Source organism: Roseibium aestuarii (genome assembly GCF_008477545.1).
Classification (GTDB): Bacteria; Pseudomonadota; Alphaproteobacteria; order Rhizobiales; family Stappiaceae; genus Roseibium; species Roseibium aestuarii.
In genome coordinates, this window is record NZ_VORA01000001.1 from 1871690 (window position 1) to 1891924 (window position 20235).

The following is a 20235-nucleotide window of genomic DNA, read 5'->3' on the forward strand; positions in this document are numbered from 1 at the left end:
CAGAGAATAGCGAGTGTCCCGCGCTCTGCACACTCGACGCATGCATTGGCGCCGCGAAGCCTTTCCGCAGCGCCCGATGGTGTCGAGATCCTAGAACTCGATGCCTTCCTGCGGCTTCACGCCGGAACGGAACGGATGCTTCACCTGGGTCATGTCGGTCACCAGATCGGCAATCTCGATCAGCTCGTCCTTGGCGTTGCGGCCGGTGATGACCACATGCACGCCTTCCGGTTTTTCGTCCCGCAGGAAGTCCACGACCTCCTCGATGGGCAGATAGTCGTAACGCAGCACGATGTTCAGCTCGTCACAGAGCACCAGCCGGTGCTCGCGGGAGCGGATCATCTCCTTGGCGACGTCCCAGGCCTCGCGCGCCGCCGCGATGTCCCGCTGCCGGTCCTGGGTTTCCCAGGTGAAGCCCTCGCCCATGCGCTTGACAGTGACCAGATCGGAGAAGCGTTCCAGCGCTTTGCGCTCGCCGGTGTCCAGCCGTCCCTTGACGAACTGTACGACACCGACCTTGTGACCGTGGCCGAGCGAGCGGAACACCATACCGAAGCCCGCCGTCGACTTGCCCTTGCCCTTGCCCGTGTGGACGATGAGCAGACCCTTCTCGATGGTCTTGGTGGCCATGATCTTGTCGCGGGCCGCCTTCTTCTTGCGCATCTTCTCCGCGTGGCGCGCATCCAGATCGGCTTCGCTCGCGCTGCCGTCGAGGCCGGTCGCCATCTCCGTGTCGGGCCCGTTTTCCGGAGTGTCGGTCATGAGGAAATCTCCCTGATCTGTGCGCGCAGGCTGTCCAGCCGCGCATGAGTACTGTTGCGGCGCGGGGTCCACAGCCCGCGCCGGAGCGCCTCGTCGAAACGGGCGAGCATCTCGCGCCAGGCGGCCGGATTGACGTCCTGCAGGAACGCCCGCACCTCGTCCGCTTCCACATAGGCCTCGAAAAGCTGGTCGAAATGATGGTCGCCCACCGCCCGTGTGGTGGCGGAAAAGGCAAAGAGATAGTCGAGGGTCGCCGCCATCTCGAAGGCCCCCTTGTAGCCATGGCGCATGACACCGGCGATCCATTTCGGATTGGCCGCGCGTCCGCGCACCACCCGGCCGATTTCCTCCGACAGGGTGCGCACCACCGGCCGCTCTGGCCGGGAATGATCGTTGTGATAGACCTTCGGGGCTGTACCGGTCAGGCTCTCGACGGTCGCCGCAAGCCCGCCCTCGAACTGGTAATAGTCGTCGCTGTCGAGCAGGTCGTGTTCCCGGTTGTCCTGATTGTGCAGGACCGCATCGACCCCCTTGAGACGTTCTTCCAGATCCGACCGCGCCGCCAGGCCCTCCGCGCCCTGCCCATAGGCATAGCCGCCCCAGGTGAGGAAGGCCTCGGCGAAGTCGTCGCGCGCCTCCCAGATCCCCTCGTCGATGAGCGCCTGAAGCCCGGCCCCATAGGCACCGGGCTTCGACCCGAAGACCCGGAAGCCGGCGCGCCGCGATGACTCCGCGGCATCAATCCCTTGCGCGCGCAACCTCTCGCAATCCCTGAGAAAGCGGGCTGCCAGCGGATTGGCCTGCTCGGGCTCGTTGAGCGCGGCCACCGCCCGCACCGCACTGTCGAACAGGTCGATCTGATGCGGGAAGGCATCCCGGAAGAAGCCGGAGATGCGCAAGGTGACATCGACCCGGGGCCGACCCAGCTCCGACAAGGGCAGGATCTCGAACCCGGACACCCGGCCCGAGGCGCCTTGCCACACGGGGCGCGCACCGATCAGGGCCATGGCCTGGGCGATGTCGTCGCCGCCGGTGCGCATGTTGGCCGTGCCCCAGCAGGTGAGCACCAGCGCCTGCGGCCACTCGCCCTCGTCCTGAAAATGCCGTTGCAGCACCAGCTCGGCCGAGGCCCTGCCGATGCGCCAGGCCGTCTCGGTCGGCACGGCGCGCACGTCGACGGAATAGAAGTTGCGCCCCGTGGGCAACACGTCCGGCCGGCCCCGGGTCGGTGCCCCCGAAGGCCCGGGCGCAACGAACCCTCCGGAGAGCGCGCTCAGCACCGCCTCGGTCTCCGCCGGGCCGGAGCCGGTGACCGCCGGGCGAAGATGGGCCTCCACATCGCCCAGCACCGCCGCACTGGCAGCCCCGGGGGGCTCGAGACTGCCCGCGATCAGCAGGCCGGCCAGCAGCTCGATCCGCTCGACCGTGTCGCCACAGGAGCGCCAGGGATCTGCCGAGAGCCGCGCAAGCACCTCCGGCCGCGCACCGTTCCAGGGCGCGGCAAAATCGCAGTCGAGGGGATCGAAGGACCTTTCCAGCGTCATCCCGGACGCAGCGTCAGCGGAGATCCGGGACCGGTGAGCCCCATGGCTCTCGATAGACCCCGGCTCACCGATCCCGGCTCGCACTGCGTTTGACCGGGATGACGATAGAACGACTTCGTTCTTCACCCCCAGATCCCGCGCGATCGCCCGGTGCAGGCTTTCCTGCTCAGGGGCAGACCCTCGCGGCACGCGCACCAGCGCAACCAGAAGATCGGTGAGCAGATCGCCCTCCGGGCTCTGCCCCAGAACATGCAGCCCGTCGCGGATCTGCAGTTCCTTCAGATCGCAGAGATGGGCGTCCAGCCGTGCCAGCCGTGTCGCCTCGTCTGAGGACGGGTCAAGACCGATGTCCCGGTCGAGCCCGTGGCGGGCGGCAAGATCGAGAATGTCGCGGGTCAGGGCCTTGAGGCGGCGCGGGTCCACACCGCTCGCCAGATAATATTCGTCAAGCAGCCCTTCCAGCTCCTCGCCCACACCGTGGCTTTCGGCCCGGGTGAGCGGCGGCGTGAGATGGTCGACGATGACCGCCGACGTGCGTCGCTTGGCCTGCGCGCCTTCGCCCGGATCATTGACGATGAAGGGATAGATGTTCGGAAGCGGCCCGAGAACGGCTTCCGGATAGCAGGCCTCGGACAGGGCCAGCGCCTTGCCCGGCAGCCATTCCAGATTGCCATGCTTGCCCAGATGCACCACCGCGTGAACACCGGCCACCTCGCGCAGCCAGACATAGAAGGCGAAATAGTGGTGCGGCGGCACAAGCGCCGGGTCGTGATAGGTGTCCTTGGGATCGATGTTGTAACCGCGTGCCGGCTGAATGCCGACGATCTGCCGGCCATAGCGGTACAGGCCGAGACGGAAGGCCCCGTCGACCACATGCGGATCGGCCTCCGGTGCGCCCCAGCGCGCGACGACCTCCTGCCGCACCTGCTCGGGCAGCCGCTCGAAGGCCGCGCGATAGGTCGCAAGCGGCAGGGTCTCATAGTCCGTGCGGGTCTCACGCCCCTCCAGCGCATTGGTCACGCCAGCGCAAATGCGCTGCATCAGCGCGCGCGATCCTGACGGAGCGTCCTCAACCGCGTAGCCCGCAAGTTTCATCGCCTGCAGCAGCTGCGCACAGGATTCCGGCGTATCCAGCCCGACCCCATTGGCAAGCCGGCCATCCTTGTTGGGATAATTGGCCAGCACCAGCGCCACGCTGCGCTCGCAGGCCGGAAGCGCGCCAAGCCGCGCCCAGTTCGCCGCAAGGGCGGCAACGAACGCCATCCGGTCGGGGGCGGGCACGAAACGCACCGGGGTCGACTGGGTCGCCCCGTCCCGCAGGCCTTCCTCCTTGAAGGAGACGGCCCGGCTCAGCAGCCGCCCGTCCAGCTCGGGCAGCACCACATGCATGGCCAGATCCCGCGCGGAGAGCCCCTGATCGCTCTCCTCCCACGCCTGACGCGAGGAGGAAGAGAACACCACTTGCAGCACCGGCTTGCCCGGCCGGTCGAGTGGCGTCGGCCGGTGAGCCTTGCCCGCGTTCGACACCGCAAAGGCCGTGGCATTGAGCACCACGGCAGGGCCTGCCGCCTCCATCAGCGCGTCCAGCACGGCAATGCTCTCGGCTTCCTTGAGCGACGAGACGAAGACCGGCAGCGGATTGAGCCCCTGAGCGGCAAGGGCGGCACAGAGCGCCTCGACAGGCGCCGTCTGCCCGCCCTGTACCAGCGCCCGGTAGAAGACAAGCGCCGCGACAGGGGCCGCCGGATCGGCCCAGCAGGCCGCTCTCAGCGCGTCGAGATCGCCATGCCCGTGGATCCCGGCACGCGGCAGCGGCAGAGGCGCCACCGGATCTTCGCCGCGCCTCAGAAGATGAGCGCCGTAGCGCAGGAAATTGCCGTGGTTGACCGCACCGCCCTCGACGCAATAGCGCCAGAGCCGGCGCACCACCTCCACCGGCTCGGTGGAACGGGCGGCCAGATCCTCGTCCCAGGTGTCGTCGCCTGGCAGGAAGACCAGCCGCACCCCGCTCGCCCGCGCCTCTTCCTCGAAACGCTCCACCCCGTAGCGCCAGTAGTCGACACCGCCCAGAAGGCGGACGATCACCAGCTTCGACCCGGAGACCGTGGCCTCCGCATACATGTCGACCGAATAGGGATGGGAAAGCGCCAGCGTGCTGGCCAACCGCAGGCTGCAGGCAGCCTCCCCCAGCGCCGCCTGCGCGGCTGCCAGAGCGCCAAGCTCCGTGTCGGCGGCGGACAGGAAGAGGATGTCGGCCGGGCTCTGGCCCAGATCGACAGCCTCCTCGCCCATGTCGATCCCCCGGGTCTGGCTGGCCAGAATATGCATCAGCCGCGCTCCGGCTTGCCGCGCAGACGGATCACGCGACCTCCGCCGGCTGGCCGAGAACCGCCTTCACCCCGTCGAGATCCAGTCCCTTGAGACCGATGACGACAAGGCGGCCGGAGGCCTCCGCACCTGCGGCGAACCAGGTCTCGACCCGGGGCCCCACCGCCTGCACCATCGCAGGAGCGGCCTTGCCCGCAATCCGCACCGGTCCCTTGATCCGCAGCACGCCGCGGCAGCCCATGGCCGCCTGCACCCGCTCTTCGGCCTCCTTCAGGGAGGCAAAGTCGCGCACCGCAATCACCTGACTGTCAAAGTCATCATGGTGGTGATGGTCGTGATGATGGTGGTGGTGATCATGGTCATGGTCATGGTCATGGTCATGGTCGTGGTGATCGCCGTGATCGTGGTCATCGTCGTGGTGGTCGTGGTCATCATGATCGTCATGATCGTCGTGATGATGCCCGTGATGCTCGTGGCGCTGCTCCATGTCGTCCTCGGCAGCCGATTCCCGGCCGAGCAGAACCTCGATCGGCAGCGAGCCCTTCTCCGCGGTGACGATGGCGACACCGGCGCGCAGGTCGCGGGCGATCTGCTCCTGCACCCGGGCAAGGTCCGCCTCGGAGACCAGATCGGCCTTGTTCAGCACCAGAAGATCGGCGCAGCGCAGCTGGTCATGGAAGAGCTCCTCCACCGGGCTCTCGTGGTCCAGGGCCTCGTCCGCCTTGCGCTGGGCCTCGAGTGCGGCTTCGTCCAGCACGATCCGGCCCTCGGCAAGGGCCGCCGCATCCAGCACGGTCACCACCCCGTCGACCGTGACCTTCGGCTTGACGCTCGGCCAGGAGAAGGCCCGCACCAGCGGCTGCGGCAGGGCCAGGCCGGAGGTCTCGATGACGATATGTTCGGGCGGGGTTTCCCGGGCCAGCAGCATTTCCATGGTCGGCAGGAAGTCGTCGGCCACCGTGCAGCAGATGCAGCCGTTGGTCAGCTCCACCACCTCTTCCGCCGCGCAATCCGGATCGGCGCAGCCGTTCAGCAGAGACCCGTCGAAGCCCATGTCGCCGAATTCATTGACGATCAGCGCGATGCGCTTGCCCTGGGCATTCTTCAGAAGCGAGCGGATCAGGGTCGTCTTTCCCGCCCCGAGAAAGCCGGTGATGATGGTGGCGGGGATCTTTTGCCCCGGCTGGCGGAGCGGCGAGGAAGTCTGGTCGGTCATGAGGGCGTGTCCGTGGAAGAGAGAGAAGAAGGCTTGAGGGTGAGCGGCAGGCCGGCGGCGACGAAGATCACCCGCGCGGCAACCCGGGCCATAAGCTGGTTGAGACGCCCCTGCGCATCGCGGAAGGCGCGGGTCTCGCGCGCTTCCGGCACGATGCCGAGGCCGATTTCATTGGAAACGAGGATCACGGGACCGGCGGGGGCAGCAAGATGCGCGACAAGGCGCTGCGTCTCGGCCTCCACGTCGCGGCCGTGATAGATAAGGTTGTTGAGCCAGAGGGTCAGGCAGTCGACGAGAACGATCTGCCCGGCCCTGGCCTCGCGCTCGAGAACGGAGACGATGTCGAGCTCTTCCTCCACCGTGCGCCAGTCGGTGCCGCGCTGGGCCTTGTGGCGGTTCACCCGGCCCTCCCATTCCGCGTCCAGCACCGGGCTGGTGGCGAGATAGACGAGATCGCGGCCGCTCGCACGGGCCAGAGCTTCCGCATGGGCGCTCTTTCCCGAGCGCGCACCGCCCAGAACGAGCGTTGCGGTCGCCTCTGTCGCCGCCGGTCTGTCCACGGACGGGCCGCAGGAAGTCATGCCGTGCCTCCGCACCGTCCACCCGACGGTCTCACGAGAAGAAACATCACGTCAGGCCGGTCTCCTGGCTTGCGGTTCGATCGGTCCGGCGGTCCTGCCTTCCCGGCCCCGGCGCGGTGTCCCGTGCCTGGCGCCAGTGGCGTCTCGTCCCGCCGCCTCACCGCCTACAGTTGCGGGGGCAGCTTCGGCCTGGGAGCGCGCGGCCTGTCGACCACCCTGCCCGCACCGAATTCCCGTTTCATCCGTCACGGCCCCGAAGGCCCCTGACAGACACCTGACCTCTCCGTTCTATCCGGCTTGCAGGACCACGGCAACCGGAACCGGGAGGAGCCGAGCACCGCGTGAACAGGCGCCCCGCCCCCACATGCCCGTCCTCATTCGGACATCGGGACGGACCGCCGGGAACCGGCACTACGCCAGGGGCCGGGCCAACCGCCCGGCGCCTTGGAAAAACGCGCCCAAGCCCTTGATCGCATTTCAATTATCCACACCCTGTGCGAGGCTCGTGAAGTTTCTTCATAAAAATCGCGGGCAAGGACTTGGCAAACCGGCAAACCGTTTGATATACGCATCCCCATCGACGCGGCGGTGCTGATCCAGCCCGCCTGACGGTGATCCCTGATAGCTCAGTTGGTAGAGCAAGCGACTGTTAATCGCTGGGTCGTAGGTTCGAGTCCTACTCAGGGAGCCATCCTCTCCTCACCGCGCCGATCACCGGACAGGATCTTCTGATCCACCCCGTCCGACGGTATTCCCTGATAGCTCAGTTGGTAGAGCAAGCGACTGTTAATCGCTGGGTCGTAGGTTCGAGTCCTACTCAGGGAGCCACTTTCTACCCCCCCTTTTCCAGATCCGGCTTTTCACCGCGCAGTCCTGCGTCACGGTGTTCGGATATCTTGACAGATCCCTTTCCGCGCCCGAGGTCTGACAGGCCACCTTTGCCATCTGCCGGAGCCGCGATCATGACGCCTGCCCTCATCGAAGTCACCGTGACTTGCCCCGACGATGCCTGCGCCAGCACCATCGCCCGGCACCTCGTGGAAGAACGGCTCGTGGCCTGCGCCAACATCGGCCCGGCCATCACCAGCCTCTACCGCTGGAAGGGCACGCTGGAGGAAGACCGGGAAGTGATCCTGACCCTGAAGACGCGCCAGCACCTGTTTGACGTGCTCTGCGCCCGAATCGGCGAGCTTCACCCCTATGAGGTGGCCGCGATCCTTGCGTGGCCGCTCGCGCTCGTCTCGCAGGACTATGCGGACTGGGTCCTCTCGGAGACCTTGGCGTCCTCTTCCTATAAGTCCTGAGCCGCCTGAGGGGGGTGAAGGAACCTTCTCGCACGTGACCGCTACGACTTTCGAACGACAGATCAACACTGAGAGCTTGATTCCGCAGGGGAAGAGTGGAAAATTACGTAGATACACGTATCCAGCGCACACAAATCGTTCGGACCTGTTGTTTTTACCAAGTTGCAAGAATCAGAAGTTTTCGCGAAGGATGAGTCCACAAGGATCGAAGCAACGCACAAGATCATGAGTTTCAAGGTCTTCCAGGACCGTGATCATGTGCGAGATCCTTACGGAACAAGCTCTGCGGATCGAATGGTCGAGATCCCAAACAAACGGGACGGACCAGACACCAGAGGCGAGAGAGAAAGCCTGTCCTTTCCGGCAGGCCACAGCCCCCGCCCCTTGGCCCGCGCCCCCCGGGAGGGGACCGTGACGCAAGAGCATGAGGTTGACGCACGTGGCCCCATCCCGCGCTGACCTCACTTCACCCGAGGCGCCGCGCGGCGCTCTCGGGCACGTGAAATGGCGTGGGTCTTGCGCTCAGTTTCAGACTGGGTTTTGCGAGATGCGTCGCGGCTCGCGCAAGCCACGCGTCGCCCGCAAGGTCTCAAGTGCCAGGTGAAACCCTCGCCCCATGCGGAAGCACGAAGGGGCTTCCGTCACGCGGTGCCTCTCCCACCGGCACATCACAGTCATAAAGCTCCGACATGAGCGCGCGGGTGAGAACCTCCTGCGGCGTGCCCGCCGCATGCACCCGGCCCTGCCGAAGGGCGACCACCTGATCCGCGAACATGGCCGTCAGGTTGAGATCATGCATCACCGCCACGACCCCGCCGCCGCGCTTGGCAAAGTCGCGGACAAAGCGCATCACCCAGAGCTGGTGCTTGATGTCGAGACTGGAAACCGGCTCGTCGAGGAAGATCCAGCGTGGCCCCTGCGGCCCGACCGGCGCCCCCACCTGACACAGGACACGGGCGAGCTGCACCCGCTGCTGCTCGCCCCCCGACAGCTTCAGATAATCCCGCCCGGCGAAACCGGACAGGTCGACGGCTTCAAGCGCCTCCGCCACGCTCATGGCCGCGTCAGGGCCATGCGCACCGCGCACGCTCACGCCGAGGCGCACCACCTCCTCCACCGTGAGCGAGAAGGCAACGCTGGTGTGCTGGGCCAGAACCCCACGCATGAGGGCAAGGCGCCTGCGGTTGTCCGGAGAGACCCGGACGCTCGCAAGAAGGGCTTCCCCGTCATGGGCATGTTCGCCGGTCACCGCCTTCAGCAGCGTGCTCTTGCCCGAACCGTTGGGCCCGATGATCGCTGTCAGCTCGCCGACCCGCGCCGAAAGGCTGATGTCGTGGAGAATGCGCCGCGTACCAAGCGTCACGCCCAGGCCGCGCACGGCGAGCCCGTTACGGTCCCCGGTCCATGCCGAAGCCGTCGCAGCTTTCTCGTCCGATCGGAAATGAAACATCGGATCTCTCCTCACACCCCTGCGATCAGCCCCTTGCGACGCAAGAGGATCCAGAGAAAGAACGGGCCGCCCACCAGCGCCATGACGATCCCGATGGGCAGTTCGGCAGGTGCCACGAGCACCCGGGCCACGGTGTCTGCCACGAGCAGCAGGCTTGCCCCGAGCAGGGCGCAACCGGGCAGCAGATAGCGGTGATCCGGCCCCATGAGCAGGCGCAGCAGATGAGGCACGACGATACCGACAAACCCGATGCCGCCGGCCACCGCCACGCTGGCCCCCACGGCCCCGGCGACACAGAAGATCGCGGCCGTTTTCAGCCGCTCCACGTCAAGCCCCATGTGCCCGGCCGCCGCCTCGCCCAGGAACAGGGCGTTGAGCCCGCCCGCCATGAGCCGGGCTCCGGCAAGCGAGGCCAGGATGAGCGGGGCCGCCGCAAGGGTCTTTTCCCAGGTGGCGCCGGCCAGCGAGCCCAGCTGCCAGAAATTGAGATCCCGGATCTGCTGGTCATCGGCCATGAAGATCAGCACGCCGACACAGGCAAAGACGATGGCCGACAGGGCAATGCCTGCCAGAAGCAGGGTGGCGATGGAGGTCTGCCCCTGGCTCTGACCGAGCCGATAAAGGCAGAAGGTTGCCGCCAGACCTCCCGCGAAGGCGGCCAGCGGCACCGCGTGAAACCCGAGCAGCGCGCTCACCGGGCTCAGCACCGTGCTTCCCAGCACGATGAAGGCGGCGACACCGAGGCTGGACCCGGCGCTGACGCCGATGAGCCCCGGATCCGCCAGGGGATTGCGGAACAGGCCCTGCATGACAGCGCCGGCCACCGCAAGCCCCGCACCCACCAGCATGCCGAGCACCATGCGCGGCAGACGGATCACCTCGATCACGAGACGGTCGCGCAAGGGGATCTCGCCCCCGAACAGCCGGGCGTGGAGATAGTCGCCAAGGGTCACCCCCACCGCGCCGATCGACAGGCTGGCAAGGGCCACCACGACGAGCAGACCGGCAAGCGCCAGCAGCACGAGGCGGGCGCGCCGGCGGCGGTCACCCGCACCGGCATGACCGGCCCGGCTGGAGGCGGCCGGCGTGTCTCCGGCATCTTCGGCCGACAGGGAGGCAAGGCTCATTGGCCAGCCTCCTCCGCCGCCCACTCGGCAACCGTGCGGCTCAGCTCGTCGGCGGCCTCCGCCGTGCGCGGCCCGAAGCCCAGAAGATAGAGCCCGTCGAGCGCCAGGATCCGGTTGTTGCGCGCGGCCGGGGTGAGCCCCAGAACCGGATGAGCGAGCACCGTCTCCCGGCTGGCTGCATGGTCGCCGCTGTTGCTCATCATCAAGATGACGTCAGGCGCGGCCTCGGTGATGGCTTCCGGGGTCAGGGGCTTGTAGCCGCCGAAGCCGGAAACCGCGTTGGTCAGATGGGCCAGCTTCATGATCCCCGCCGCCGCCGTATGCTCGCCGGCTGCCATCACGTTGCCGCCACTCAGCGACAGGACGAACAGCACCTTGAGATCGCTCTCGCGGGTCGCAGCCTGTTCCTCGGCCCGGGCAAGGGCATCGCGAAGGCTGGCGGACAGGTCGGCGGCCTTGTCGGCCAGTCCGAGCGCCTGCCCCACGATCTCGACCTTCCGCAGCACACCCTCGCCGCTGTAGTCCTCCGGCACGGTCACGATCGGAACACCGGCCTGGCGCAACACCTCCAGCGCTTCGGGCGGCCCGCTGCCCTCAAGCGTCAGGATCGCATCCGGACCCGTCGAGAGAACGCCCTCGGGGCTCAGCGCGCGGATATAGCCCACGTCGGGCAGGGCCTGTGCGGCAGGCGGAAAGAGGCTGGTCGTGTCGCGGGCCACAAGCCGGTCCTCTGCCCCCAGCGCATAGATGATTTCCGTCACCGAGCCCCCGATGGAGACCAGATGCCGGGCACCGGACACATCCGGCACCGGCGCCCCTGCCGCAAGGGCGGGCGAAGCGGCAAGGCTGGCAGCAAGAACAAGGCTCCGCGCGGTGCGGAACGGCAGACGGGAAGACAAGCGGAACATGGAATGGTCCTGATCAGAGTCGCGTGAAAGACCCCGGAACGGCTGGCTCGGGCGGCGAAAATCCCGCCGCACCCTGGCTGGCAACCGGTCGTGCCGCGGATCCGGGAAAGGCGCCCGTCATCCGCGCAACATTACTTGACTACTAAATTCATATTTTCTAATTGTCACGTCGTCCGGCGAAAAATTTGATTTCGCTCAAAGCCAAAGACGGAGCCCGCTGCATGCCGCACATCCTTCGCGCCTCTTCCCTTCGCCGCCGCGTTTCCGGCAAGCGGCTCATGCGCGCTCTCGGCCTGTCGCTCACCTATGCGCTGGCCGCGCCCAGCATGGTGCATGCGGCCGACGGCGGCCTGACCCTGGAGCTCAATCGCTCCGTAACCACCGAGCGGGGCTGCATGCTCTCGTTCGTGGCCAGCAACGGCTCGGCCCGGGACGTGACCGGCGTGGTCTATGAACTGGTGCTGTTCAATGCCGAAGGTCTGGTGGAAAAGATGACCGCCTTCGACTTCGGCTCCCTGCCGGCCTCCAAGACCGTGGTGCGGCAGTTCGAGCTGGCCGGTCAGCCCTGTGAGGGCCTCAGCCAGGTGCTGGTCAATGGCGCACCGCGATGCGATCTGGCGAAGGGCAGCACCGGCGGCGAGACGCCTTCCGCCCCCGCGACCGCCTGCATCGCCGACCTGACCACCAGCAGCCGCGCGACCCTGGCCCTGCTGAAGTAAGGTCTCGGGCGAGACCGCTCGGGACGCGCCGCCTGGCGCGTCTCAGATCCCCGGATCGAGGCTCCCGTCATCCTCTGATCGCCCAGCCCCGCCTGCCTCGAGCAGGACAATCGGCCCCTGTGCGCCGGCCTGCGCGATCTGGCAGGCCTCTCGTGCCATGTCCAGAACCTCGCACGCCCCCCCTTGCAAGCGCGGCGTCAGCGCCACCGCGCCGACCATCACCAGATTGTCCGGTCGGTCGCCGCCGCCGATCTGGGCCAGAAGCTCGTCGCGGATGCGTGCGGCAAGCGATTGCAGCGCCCCATGTCCCGCCTGCACGCTCGGAAGCACAACACAGAATTCGCCAGACCCCAGCCGTGCCACCATGTCGAAGGCGCGAACGCTGCCACCGAGCTTTTCTGCAAGATCCACCTCCGACGCAGGCCCGTAGATCCGGATGACCAGGAGGGCCCCGGCCCCCTTGCGATTGCGCAGGCCTTGCAGGATCTCGTCCAGGGCCTTCAGCAACTCGCTCTCGCCGGACAGCTGCGTTCCGCGCCCCATCGCCACGACAGGCCCCTCGGGGATCGGCGCCTCGGCGCTCTGGCTGACGAGACTGTGAGTGCCAATCCAGCCGCCGCACGGCAGCGGGGAATGAATGGAGCTCACGATCCGGCCGCTGGCGAGCGGGAAGCGCGAGCGCACCGTCTCGCCCCGGCGCAGGGCGCCGATCAGGCCGCGCACATGGGCCCCCACATCCCCCTTGAAGTCACCGCGAGCCTTTTCCGCCTCGATCAGGGACGTGAGCGAGACACCGCGCGCCACCTCTCCGTCGCGCTTGCCGAAGATCTCGATGTATTTCTCGTTCCAGGTCTGCAGGTTGCCGTCCTTGTCGAAGACGCTGACCCCCATGTCGAGATAGGCAAGGGTCTGCTCCAGATCCTCGCTCTTGCGGCGGGCCTCCCTTTCCTTTTCCTGCAGACGCGTCTCCGCCTGACGGCGGGCGGTCACGTCCTCCACGAAGGTCAGCACGCTGCCATCCGGCAGGGTCGCGCCGCTGATCTTGTAGATGGTTCCATCGGCAAAACGCCGCTCGAAAGGCTCCTTGTCGATGCTCCGCAGGGCCTCGGCCGAGCGGGCCACTTCCGCCTCGAGGTTTTCCTCGCCTGAGCCCATGTGCCGGAACGCATTGCGCAGCACCTCGCGCAGGGCAAGCACCTCGTCCGTCTCCATGCCGGAGAAATGCAGCAGCCGCTTCCAGTGGTCATTGTAATAGGTGAGGTTGAGATCCGGCCCGACCAGCGACACGGCGCCCGGGAACTGGTCGAAGACCCCCTTCAGGATCGAGGCCTGCCGCTTTATCTCCGTCACGTCGGCGAAGAAGTCGGCGCGGAAGCTCGACGGGGTGATCTGGCTCGTGGTCTGCAGCCAGCGCCCGTTGCTCATCTGGTCGAGATGGGACGAGTCGCCGATGAAGAAACTGGTGCGACGGTCCTCGATCCAGGCGTCCCGGTCTTCGCGAGACCAGGGAAGGTCGGCAAATCGTCCCTCCTCCACGGCCTTCAGCAGCAGCTCGCGGAAACTGCGGCCCTGACAGTCGCGCAGGGCCATGCCTCCCAGGAGGCCGCGCCGGTAGGCCCCATTGGCCATGACCAGCGCGTCCGTGTGATCATAAATCGCAAAGCCGGCGGGGATCGCCTCGAAGACCTCGTTGAGCATGTCCTCGCTGTGCTTCTGCCGGGTGACATCCTCGACGGAAATCACGACACCGGTCATCGCCTGGCTGGCATCGTCGATGAGCGGCTCGGAGCGGCAGCGGAACCACTTGCGCCGGCGCTCCGGCCCAAACCGCGCGAGTGCCGTCCAGGACCGGCTTTCGCGCCCCGTCAGCAGGTCGGTCAGGAATTCCCCGGCCGAGGGGACCAGCACCTCCGCATCGTCATCGGCGTCCTCGTCCGCATCCGGCTCGGGCACGATCAGCCCCACCACATCGGAGAGATGGCTCATGCCTTCATAAAGGGTGCTGACCTCGAGGATGGTTTCCGTGGCCGTGTTGTAACGCTGGACGATGCCGTTCTGGTCCACCACCAGAATGCCTTCGCTCAGGGCATCCAGCGTCGAGCGATAGAGCAGTTGCGCCCGATTGACCTCGGTCTCGACCGCCTGACGGGAGCTGATGTCGATCACCGCTCCGACAAGTCGCGGCTTCGCCCGACCCGGATCGAACACCGGCTGACAGACGGAATAGACCCAGGCCTCACGACCGATGGCCGTGCGAATGCGCAGATTGAGCCGCCAGCCCGACCCGGTGCGCAGGGCTTCCCGGAATGCGGATTGCAGCATGGGCTGGTCATGCGGATGGCACAGCCCGAACCACTGCTGCAGCGAAGGGGTCTCCCCTTCCGGCATGTCATGGATATGGCAGGTCTGGGAGGTCCAGCGCACCTCCAGGGTCTCGCCGTCGATTTCCCAACCGCCGGTACCGGCCAGTTCGCTGAACTGAGAATAGAATTCCAGCTGCTGATGCTCGGTGCGATCGGACATGGTCTGGGCCGGAGGCGCTGACGGCAGCTCCGGAGAAACAAGACGAATAGCGCTGGCCAGAACGCTTTCAAGCGCCTTGAAAGAGGGAAGACCCCGGCCGCCGGAGGCAGCCGTGTCGAGCAAAAGCCCGAAACGCATGTTATCGGCACCGGGCTGACGAGCGAGAAGCCGGATTCCCTCCTGGTCACGCAACGGGATCGTCACAAGAGAGGCTTGGGCGTCGTCCAGAACGCAGTCCGGCAGCGCGATCCGGGCCCCAGGGTCCGGCAGGCAGCCTCCAGCGCCCTCGCCATCGAGGGCCAGAACCAGCAGGTCGCGCGCGCCCGGCTCAATCGCACAGAAGGCCGCACCGCGCACCGCGCCCTCGCTGAGCGCCACCACGGACGACAGAAGGGCGGTGAGCGCCAGGCGCCGGGGCTCCGCGAGCACCCCGCCCGCCCCCTGCTCCTCGCTCCCCGCCTCGCTCCCCCTCTCGCGCCCCGGAACGAGAGCGATGGATGACCCCGCCCCAGAGGGAGAGGACTGCAGCGATGCCGAAGCATGGGTGGGTGCAAGCGTCACGAAAACAACCTCATCTGCCTCTTCAACCCCAAGGGGTAAATGAAAAACCCTAAGGATCTCTTTGTTCTACGAAACAATTTGGGGAATATACCAGTGAAATTGCCAAGTATGCACACCTTTCTTCCAGGATAAATATCGGCAAAACTAGCAATTTACATCGAAACAGTCCCTCCGCCCCAAGTGTTCTCCAAGGAATTGGTTAACACCCCCCCAAGCAAAACACGACGAATTGTGATCTGCGTTACACGCTTTCTTGCGGGGAAGCTGGTATAAATGTGGTCGCAATACGGCAGAGACGCGACAACCCGTTAACACCCGCCTCTGCGGCAAGCGAAAGGAACTCGGAACTATACTTTGCGCGGATCGGAACAGGAGCCGGTCTGGCGCGTTAAGCAGACCAAGGGGCACAAAGCCCCGGGAGGCGAGAAAATGGTTAGGATTGCCCAGACCCCGTCCGGGAGCGGCCCGGCACATTTCCGCAAGTCACGCATGCGCATGCTGCTCGACCACGCCTGCGCCACCCGTCTGCGCGCAACGGCCCCGTCCGTCGCCCTGCGGCGAGCCCTTGGCGTCGCGGCCATCGCCCTTCCCCTGCTTGCTGTTACGGGCGGAGCGCCCGGTTTCGCCGAGGACAGGCTTAGCCTGCCGGCTGCAGAGACCGCAGTCTCCGCAAGCCCCGCCACCCGGTCCGAGGAAACCGTCTTCATCGAGGACGACAATCTGGCCGTCACTGTGGCTGCCGCCTCCTTCGAGGAAAGCGATCCGCTCGACAGCGAATTCAGCATCTGGGTTGGCCAGATCGACATGAACGGCCGTCCGACCATCTGGGTCGAGCTCATCGACCGGTACGGTGAGGTGATCTACGACAGCGAGGTCGGCCCCAACGAGACCCACCTTCTGCCCGATGGCCGCGCCATCGTGGTGCGCTCAGTGGATCCTGCCACCCGCGTCGCCAAGCTTGATGAGGATCGCCTGGCGCTTGACGGCGCCATGGTCGTGACCCGCCGCGTGGTGGAGGACGAAAACCTGGGCGCAACCTCGGTGGAGTTCATGGAGGCACGCCCGCCGGCGGAGACCAAGGAACCCGAGCCCGGTGTGCTGATGCACCTTGCGCTCTTTGGCACCGCCGTCTGGCAGACCGTTGCCGCTCTCGTGTCTGGCGCGGCAGAAACCGTGCAGGTCGCCTGGAACTGGCTGATCGGCACGCTTCAGGCCTGACCCGCATCTGACTGAACCACCCGTGTCAGGATCTGCCCCTTCCACCGGCGCCGATCCCCTCCCCGCATATCCGACATGACCGACGAGCCGAGCGCCCAGCGCCCGGCTCGAACCATATCGGCGCCGCGCCCGGTCGCCTCTTTCGGCCGCGCTTTCGCAGGTCCAAGCCGCACCGATCTTGAGATCGGCTCATCTTCCGCGACCCGGCGCCCCGCCCTCGGCACGTTGCCCAACCGCTGCCGTCACAGTTCTTTCAGAATTTTCAAGACCTTTTGCTGATCCTCCGGTGATCCGACTTCGCAACATGGGCGTAAGCCCTTGCAAAAGAGGTCAAGCCGGGAAAGCCGACCGTCACGCGGACGGTTCTCCCCCAGCAACAGGGTAAACCATGCGCATAGCGGTGATCGGTTCGGGCATTTCCGGAAACAGTGCGGCAGCGGTGCTGAGCACCCGCCACGAGGTCGTCCTCTACGAAAAGCGCCTGCGGACAGGCGGTCACAGCGCAACCGTCGACATCGACTATGACGGCGAGCCCATGTCCGTCGACACCGGCTTCATCGTCTACAATGAGCTGAACTACCCGAATTTCACGCGCATGCTCGCCCATCTCGGCGTTCCGACCGAAGAGAGCGACATGAGCTTCGCCCTCTCCGCCGACAGTGGCCGCCGCGAATGGTCGGGGCAGAACCTGGACACGGTCTTCGCCCAGCGCCGGAACCTGCTCAATCCCGCCTTCCTGATGATGCTGCGCCAGATCTTCCGCTTCAACAAGGAGAGCGTGCGCGATCTGGAAGCCGGTCGCCTGGCGGGTCTGTCGCTCGGCGACTACCTGCGCGCCAATGGCTACGGGCGCACCTTCACCGACCAGTATCTCCTTCCCATGGGCGCGGCCATCTGGTCCACGCCGCTTGCCGAAATGCCCGACTATCCGGCGGAAAACTTCGTCGCCTTCTTCCGCAATCACCGGCTCGTGAATTTCGATCGCCCCACCTGGCGCACGGTCACCGGCGGCAGCCGCTCCTATGTGGAAAGGCTTCTGGCCCCGCTTCAGGGCCACATCCGTCTGGGCGCGGCCGTGACCGACATCCGCCGACATCCGGACCATGTGGAGATCACCGATGCCCAAGGCGAGATCAACCGCTTCGACCAGGTGGTGCTCGCCACCCACACCGATCAGGCGCTTGCCATGCTGGGCGATGCCAGCGACACCGAACGCCGTCTGCTGGCCGACGTGCGCTACCGCCCCAATGACGTCTACCTGCACCGCGACACGGCCCTGATGCCCCGCCGGCAGAAGGTCTGGTCCTCCTGGAACTATCTGGCAGGCTCCACCCCGGATGCCGACCGGCAGGTGACGGTGAGCTACTGGATGAACCGTCTCCAGAACATCGATCCCGCCCGGCCGGTCTTTGTTACCCTCAATCCGGCGACACCGCCGCGCCCCGAGCTCACCTTCGGCCATTTCGTCTACGACCATCCCCAGTTCGACCGTGCGGCGATCGACGCCCAGACGCGTCTTGCCTCCCTGCAGGGACAGAACCGCACCTGGTATTGCGGCGCCTGGACGGGCCACGGCTTCCACGAGGACGGACTGAAGTCCGGCCTTGCAGTTGCGCGCGCGCTCGGCTGCACCGCACCCTGGGACAGCGCGGCCCCCGAAGGCGCCACTGGCGAAAAGCTGCTGGAGGCGGCAGAGTGAGGACTTGCATCGCCCTGGCGCAGGCAAAGAGCAGCTTCAGGACGGCCCCCTTGAAGGGAGACGGTAGGTGATCCGCGACTTCCCGACCGACATGGCCGCCAACGGCACGGCTCCGTCAGCGGCCGCCACGCTCTACGTCGGCCCGGTCATGCATCAGCGCATGAAACCGGTGGCTAACCGCTTTTCCTATGACGTCTTCTCTCTGCTGATCGATCTGGACCGGCTGGACGAAGCCAGCCGCATGAGCCGACTTTTCTCGGTCGGGCGCATCAATCTGGTGTCCTTCCACGAGCGCGATCACGGCCCCCGCGACGGCTCCTCCCTGCGCGCCCATGTGGATGGGCTTTTGGCCAGGGAAGGCCTTGCGCGCCCGGACCGTGTCCTGCTCCTCGCCTATCCCCGGGTGCTCGGCCACGTGTTCAACCCGCTGGCGGTCTATTTCGCCTATGACGAGGAGAAGAACCTCACCGGAGTGCTTTACGAGGTGCGCAACACCTTCGGCGACCTGCACACCTATGTGGCTCCCGTCCGGCCTCACCAGCTCAGCGCCGCCGGCCTGCGTCAGGATCAGGAGAAGCTTTTCTACGTCTCCCCCTTCCTGGACATGCGCCAGCATTACCACTTCCGCCTCATGCCTCCAGGCGACGGGGTGCGCCTGCGCATTCTGGAAAGGGATCCGGAAGGCCCGATCCTCTCGGCCACCTTCCACGGCCGCGCCCGTCCCCTCACCACCATGGGCGTGGTGCGTCTCTGCGCCCGGATCCCCCTGCTCGGCCTCAAGGTTCTGGCGGGCATCCATTGGCAGGCCTTTAAAATCTGGCGCATGGGTGTACCATTTCACCGTCGGCCCGAGCCGCCAGTCCTTGACGGCAAGGCCCGGGCGCTGACCCGCTGAGTGCAGACGATTGACGAACTTCCGGTCCGCAGCGAAAGGGGCGTGATACCCTCCCCCAACGCCATGACCGACCTTTTCCTTCGGCCGCGCGAGGATTTCCCCTCAGGCGGCAGACCACGCCATCCGCTCTCCTTTTCGAGGGACATGACATGTCTGACATCGTTCGCGTCACATCCGACAACCTGAAGGCGGCCACCGCCCGTCTGCCCCGCTTCGTGCGGCTGGGCTTCCGCCTGCTGGCGGGCCTGCGCCATGGCCGCCTGCTGGTCACGGCCCCGGATGGCCGCCGCTTCCTCTTCGAAGGGCGCGAGGCCGGCCCCAGCGCCGAACTTCACGTCCATGACTGGCGCTTCGCCCGGATGGTGATTCAGGGCGGCGACGTGGGGGTCGGCGAGGCCTTCATCGCCGGCTACTGGTCCTCCCCGGACATCACCACCTTCCTGGAGCTCTTCTGCATCAACCGGGACGCGACCGTCGCCGTGCTTCACGGCAAGCCGATCACCCGCTTCCTGCTCTCCCTGCGCCACTGGCTCAACGCCAACACCCGCTCCGGCTCGAAGCGCAACATTTCCGCCCATTACGATCTGGGCAATGCCTTCTACCGGGAGTGGCTCGACCCCTCCATGACCTATTCCTCGGCCATCTACGACCCGTCCGTGAATGATCTGGAGGGCGCCCAACGGCTGAAATACCTCTCGCTCGCCCGGGAAACCGACATCCAGGCCGGCCATGACGTGCTGGAAATCGGCTGCGGCTGGGGCGGCTTCGCCGAATTCGTCGGCAAGGAGATCGGCGCCAATGTCCGTGCCCTGACCATCTCCCGGGAACAATATGACTATGCCCGCGAGCGTATCTTCAACGCCGGACTGAACGAGCGGGTGCAGGTGGTCTTCCAGGACTACCGGGACGAGGCGGGTGTCTATGACCGCATCGCCTCCATCGAGATGTTCGAGGCAGTCGGCGAGCAATACTGGCCGACCTACTTCCGTCAGCTCAGCCGCTGCCTCAAGTCGGGCGGCAAGGCCGGTCTGCAGATCATCACCATCCAGGACCGCATGTTCGACGATTATCGGCGCTCCACCGACTTCATCCAGCGTCACGTCTTCCCGGGCGGCATGCTGCCGCCGCCGGGCAAGCTGGTGGAGATCGGCAAGACCCTCGGGCTCGATCTGGCGAACCAGCGCATCTTCGGCCAGGACTATGCCCGCACCCTGGAGGAATGGCGCATCCGCTTCCGCGAGGCCTGGCCCCGCATCATGCCGCTCGGCTTCGACGAGCGCTTCCGCCGCCTCTGGGAGTTCTACCTCCACTATTGCGAGGCCGGCTTCCGCTCCGGCAACATCGACGTGCGCCAGATGGTCTATGTGAAGAGCTGAGCTCACAGGCTCTCTATCGGGAAC

14 protein-coding genes, 2 tRNA genes and 1 riboswitch are annotated in these 20235 nt (G+C 66.2%); of the genes, 8 read left to right on the forward strand and 8 right to left on the reverse strand.

Features of this window, described 5'->3' with window-relative positions:
- Positions 1-90: 90 nt before the first annotated feature.
- The 4 genes from cobO to cobU are packed head-to-tail and all read right to left on the reverse strand — an operon-like array spanning position 91 to position 6431.
- Entirely contained in the window at positions 91-726 is a 636-nt protein-coding gene (cobO, locus tag FR728_RS07925; RefSeq protein ID WP_149892276.1) for a cob(I)yrinic acid a,c-diamide adenosyltransferase, read from the reverse strand.
- 32 nt (positions 727-758) lie between these two features.
- The gene (gene cobN, locus FR728_RS07930) at positions 759-4634 is read right to left on the reverse strand and encodes a cobaltochelatase subunit CobN (RefSeq protein ID WP_149892017.1); all 3876 of its coding nucleotides are present in this window, start codon (positions 4632-4634) and stop codon (positions 759-761) included.
- Positions 4635-4665: 31 nt separating this feature from the next.
- Positions 4666-5850 carry a cobalamin biosynthesis protein CobW gene (cobW, locus tag FR728_RS07935; protein WP_149892018.1) on the reverse strand — a complete coding sequence of 395 codons (1185 nt, stop codon included), beginning with the start codon at positions 5848-5850 and terminating at the stop codon, positions 4666-4668.
- On the reverse strand, positions 5847-6431 hold the full coding sequence (gene cobU, locus FR728_RS07940; RefSeq protein WP_149892019.1) for a bifunctional adenosylcobinamide kinase/adenosylcobinamide-phosphate guanylyltransferase: 585 nt from the start codon (positions 6429-6431) through the stop codon (positions 5847-5849). The genes cobW and cobU overlap by 4 nt, the downstream gene beginning before the upstream one ends.
- Positions 6432-6468: 37 nt before the next feature.
- Positions 6469-6724: riboswitch (cobalamin riboswitch) on the reverse strand.
- 322 nt (positions 6725-7046) lie between these two features.
- Between cobU and FR728_RS07945 the strand changes: the two genes are divergently transcribed.
- The 3 genes from FR728_RS07945 to cutA all read left to right on the forward strand — a co-directional run bounded on the left by FR728_RS07945 (position 7047) and on the right by cutA (position 7735).
- Positions 7047-7122: transfer RNA gene (locus FR728_RS07945), tRNA-Asn, on the forward strand.
- Between the two features lie 61 nt (positions 7123-7183).
- A tRNA-Asn gene (locus tag FR728_RS07950) sits at positions 7184-7259 on the forward strand.
- Positions 7260-7393: 134 nt separating this feature from the next.
- Complete coding sequence (gene cutA, locus FR728_RS07955) at positions 7394-7735, forward strand: divalent-cation tolerance protein CutA (RefSeq protein WP_149892020.1); 342 nt, start codon at positions 7394-7396, stop codon at positions 7733-7735.
- 589 nt (positions 7736-8324) lie between these two features.
- Here the strand turns inward: cutA and FR728_RS07960 are convergent.
- The 3 genes from FR728_RS07960 to FR728_RS07970 are packed head-to-tail and all read right to left on the reverse strand — an operon-like array spanning position 8325 to position 11220.
- Positions 8325-9185, reverse strand: a complete 861-nt coding sequence (locus FR728_RS07960) for a heme ABC transporter ATP-binding protein (protein WP_149892021.1) — start codon at positions 9183-9185, stop codon at positions 8325-8327.
- 11 nt (positions 9186-9196) lie between these two features.
- On the reverse strand, positions 9197-10312 hold the full coding sequence (locus FR728_RS07965) for a FecCD family ABC transporter permease (RefSeq protein WP_149892022.1): 1116 nt from the start codon (positions 10310-10312) through the stop codon (positions 9197-9199).
- Entirely contained in the window at positions 10309-11220 is a 912-nt protein-coding gene (locus FR728_RS07970) for a heme/hemin ABC transporter substrate-binding protein (RefSeq protein WP_149892023.1), read from the reverse strand. Before FR728_RS07970 ends, FR728_RS07965 begins: the two co-directional genes overlap by 4 nt.
- A gap of 221 nt (positions 11221-11441) precedes the next feature.
- Between FR728_RS07970 and FR728_RS07975 the strand changes: the two genes are divergently transcribed.
- Positions 11442-11939, forward strand: a complete 498-nt coding sequence (locus FR728_RS07975; RefSeq protein WP_149892024.1) for a hypothetical protein — start codon at positions 11442-11444, stop codon at positions 11937-11939.
- Between the two features lie 42 nt (positions 11940-11981).
- On the opposite strand, the gene FR728_RS07980 is transcribed toward FR728_RS07975, so the two are convergent.
- Positions 11982-15023: a PAS-domain containing protein gene (locus tag FR728_RS07980; protein WP_149892025.1), complete on the reverse strand. Its 3042-nt coding sequence runs from the start codon at positions 15021-15023 to the stop codon at positions 11982-11984.
- 429 nt (positions 15024-15452) lie between these two features.
- Here FR728_RS07980 and FR728_RS07985 point away from each other — a divergent pair, with 429 nt between their 5' ends.
- From FR728_RS07985 to FR728_RS08000, 4 genes are all read left to right on the forward strand, one after another.
- Entirely contained in the window at positions 15453-16241 is a 789-nt protein-coding gene (locus FR728_RS07985; RefSeq protein WP_208998688.1) for a hypothetical protein, read from the forward strand.
- 388 nt (positions 16242-16629) lie between these two features.
- Positions 16630-17940, forward strand: a complete 1311-nt coding sequence (locus FR728_RS07990) for an NAD(P)/FAD-dependent oxidoreductase (RefSeq protein ID WP_149892026.1) — start codon at positions 16630-16632, stop codon at positions 17938-17940.
- Between the two features lie 91 nt (positions 17941-18031).
- On the forward strand, positions 18032-18835 hold the full coding sequence (locus FR728_RS07995) for a DUF1365 domain-containing protein (protein ID WP_149892278.1): 804 nt from the start codon (positions 18032-18034) through the stop codon (positions 18833-18835).
- Positions 18836-18984: 149 nt separating this feature from the next.
- Complete coding sequence (locus FR728_RS08000) at positions 18985-20211, forward strand: SAM-dependent methyltransferase (RefSeq protein ID WP_149892027.1); 1227 nt, start codon at positions 18985-18987, stop codon at positions 20209-20211.
- Positions 20212-20235: the final 24 nt, after the last annotated feature.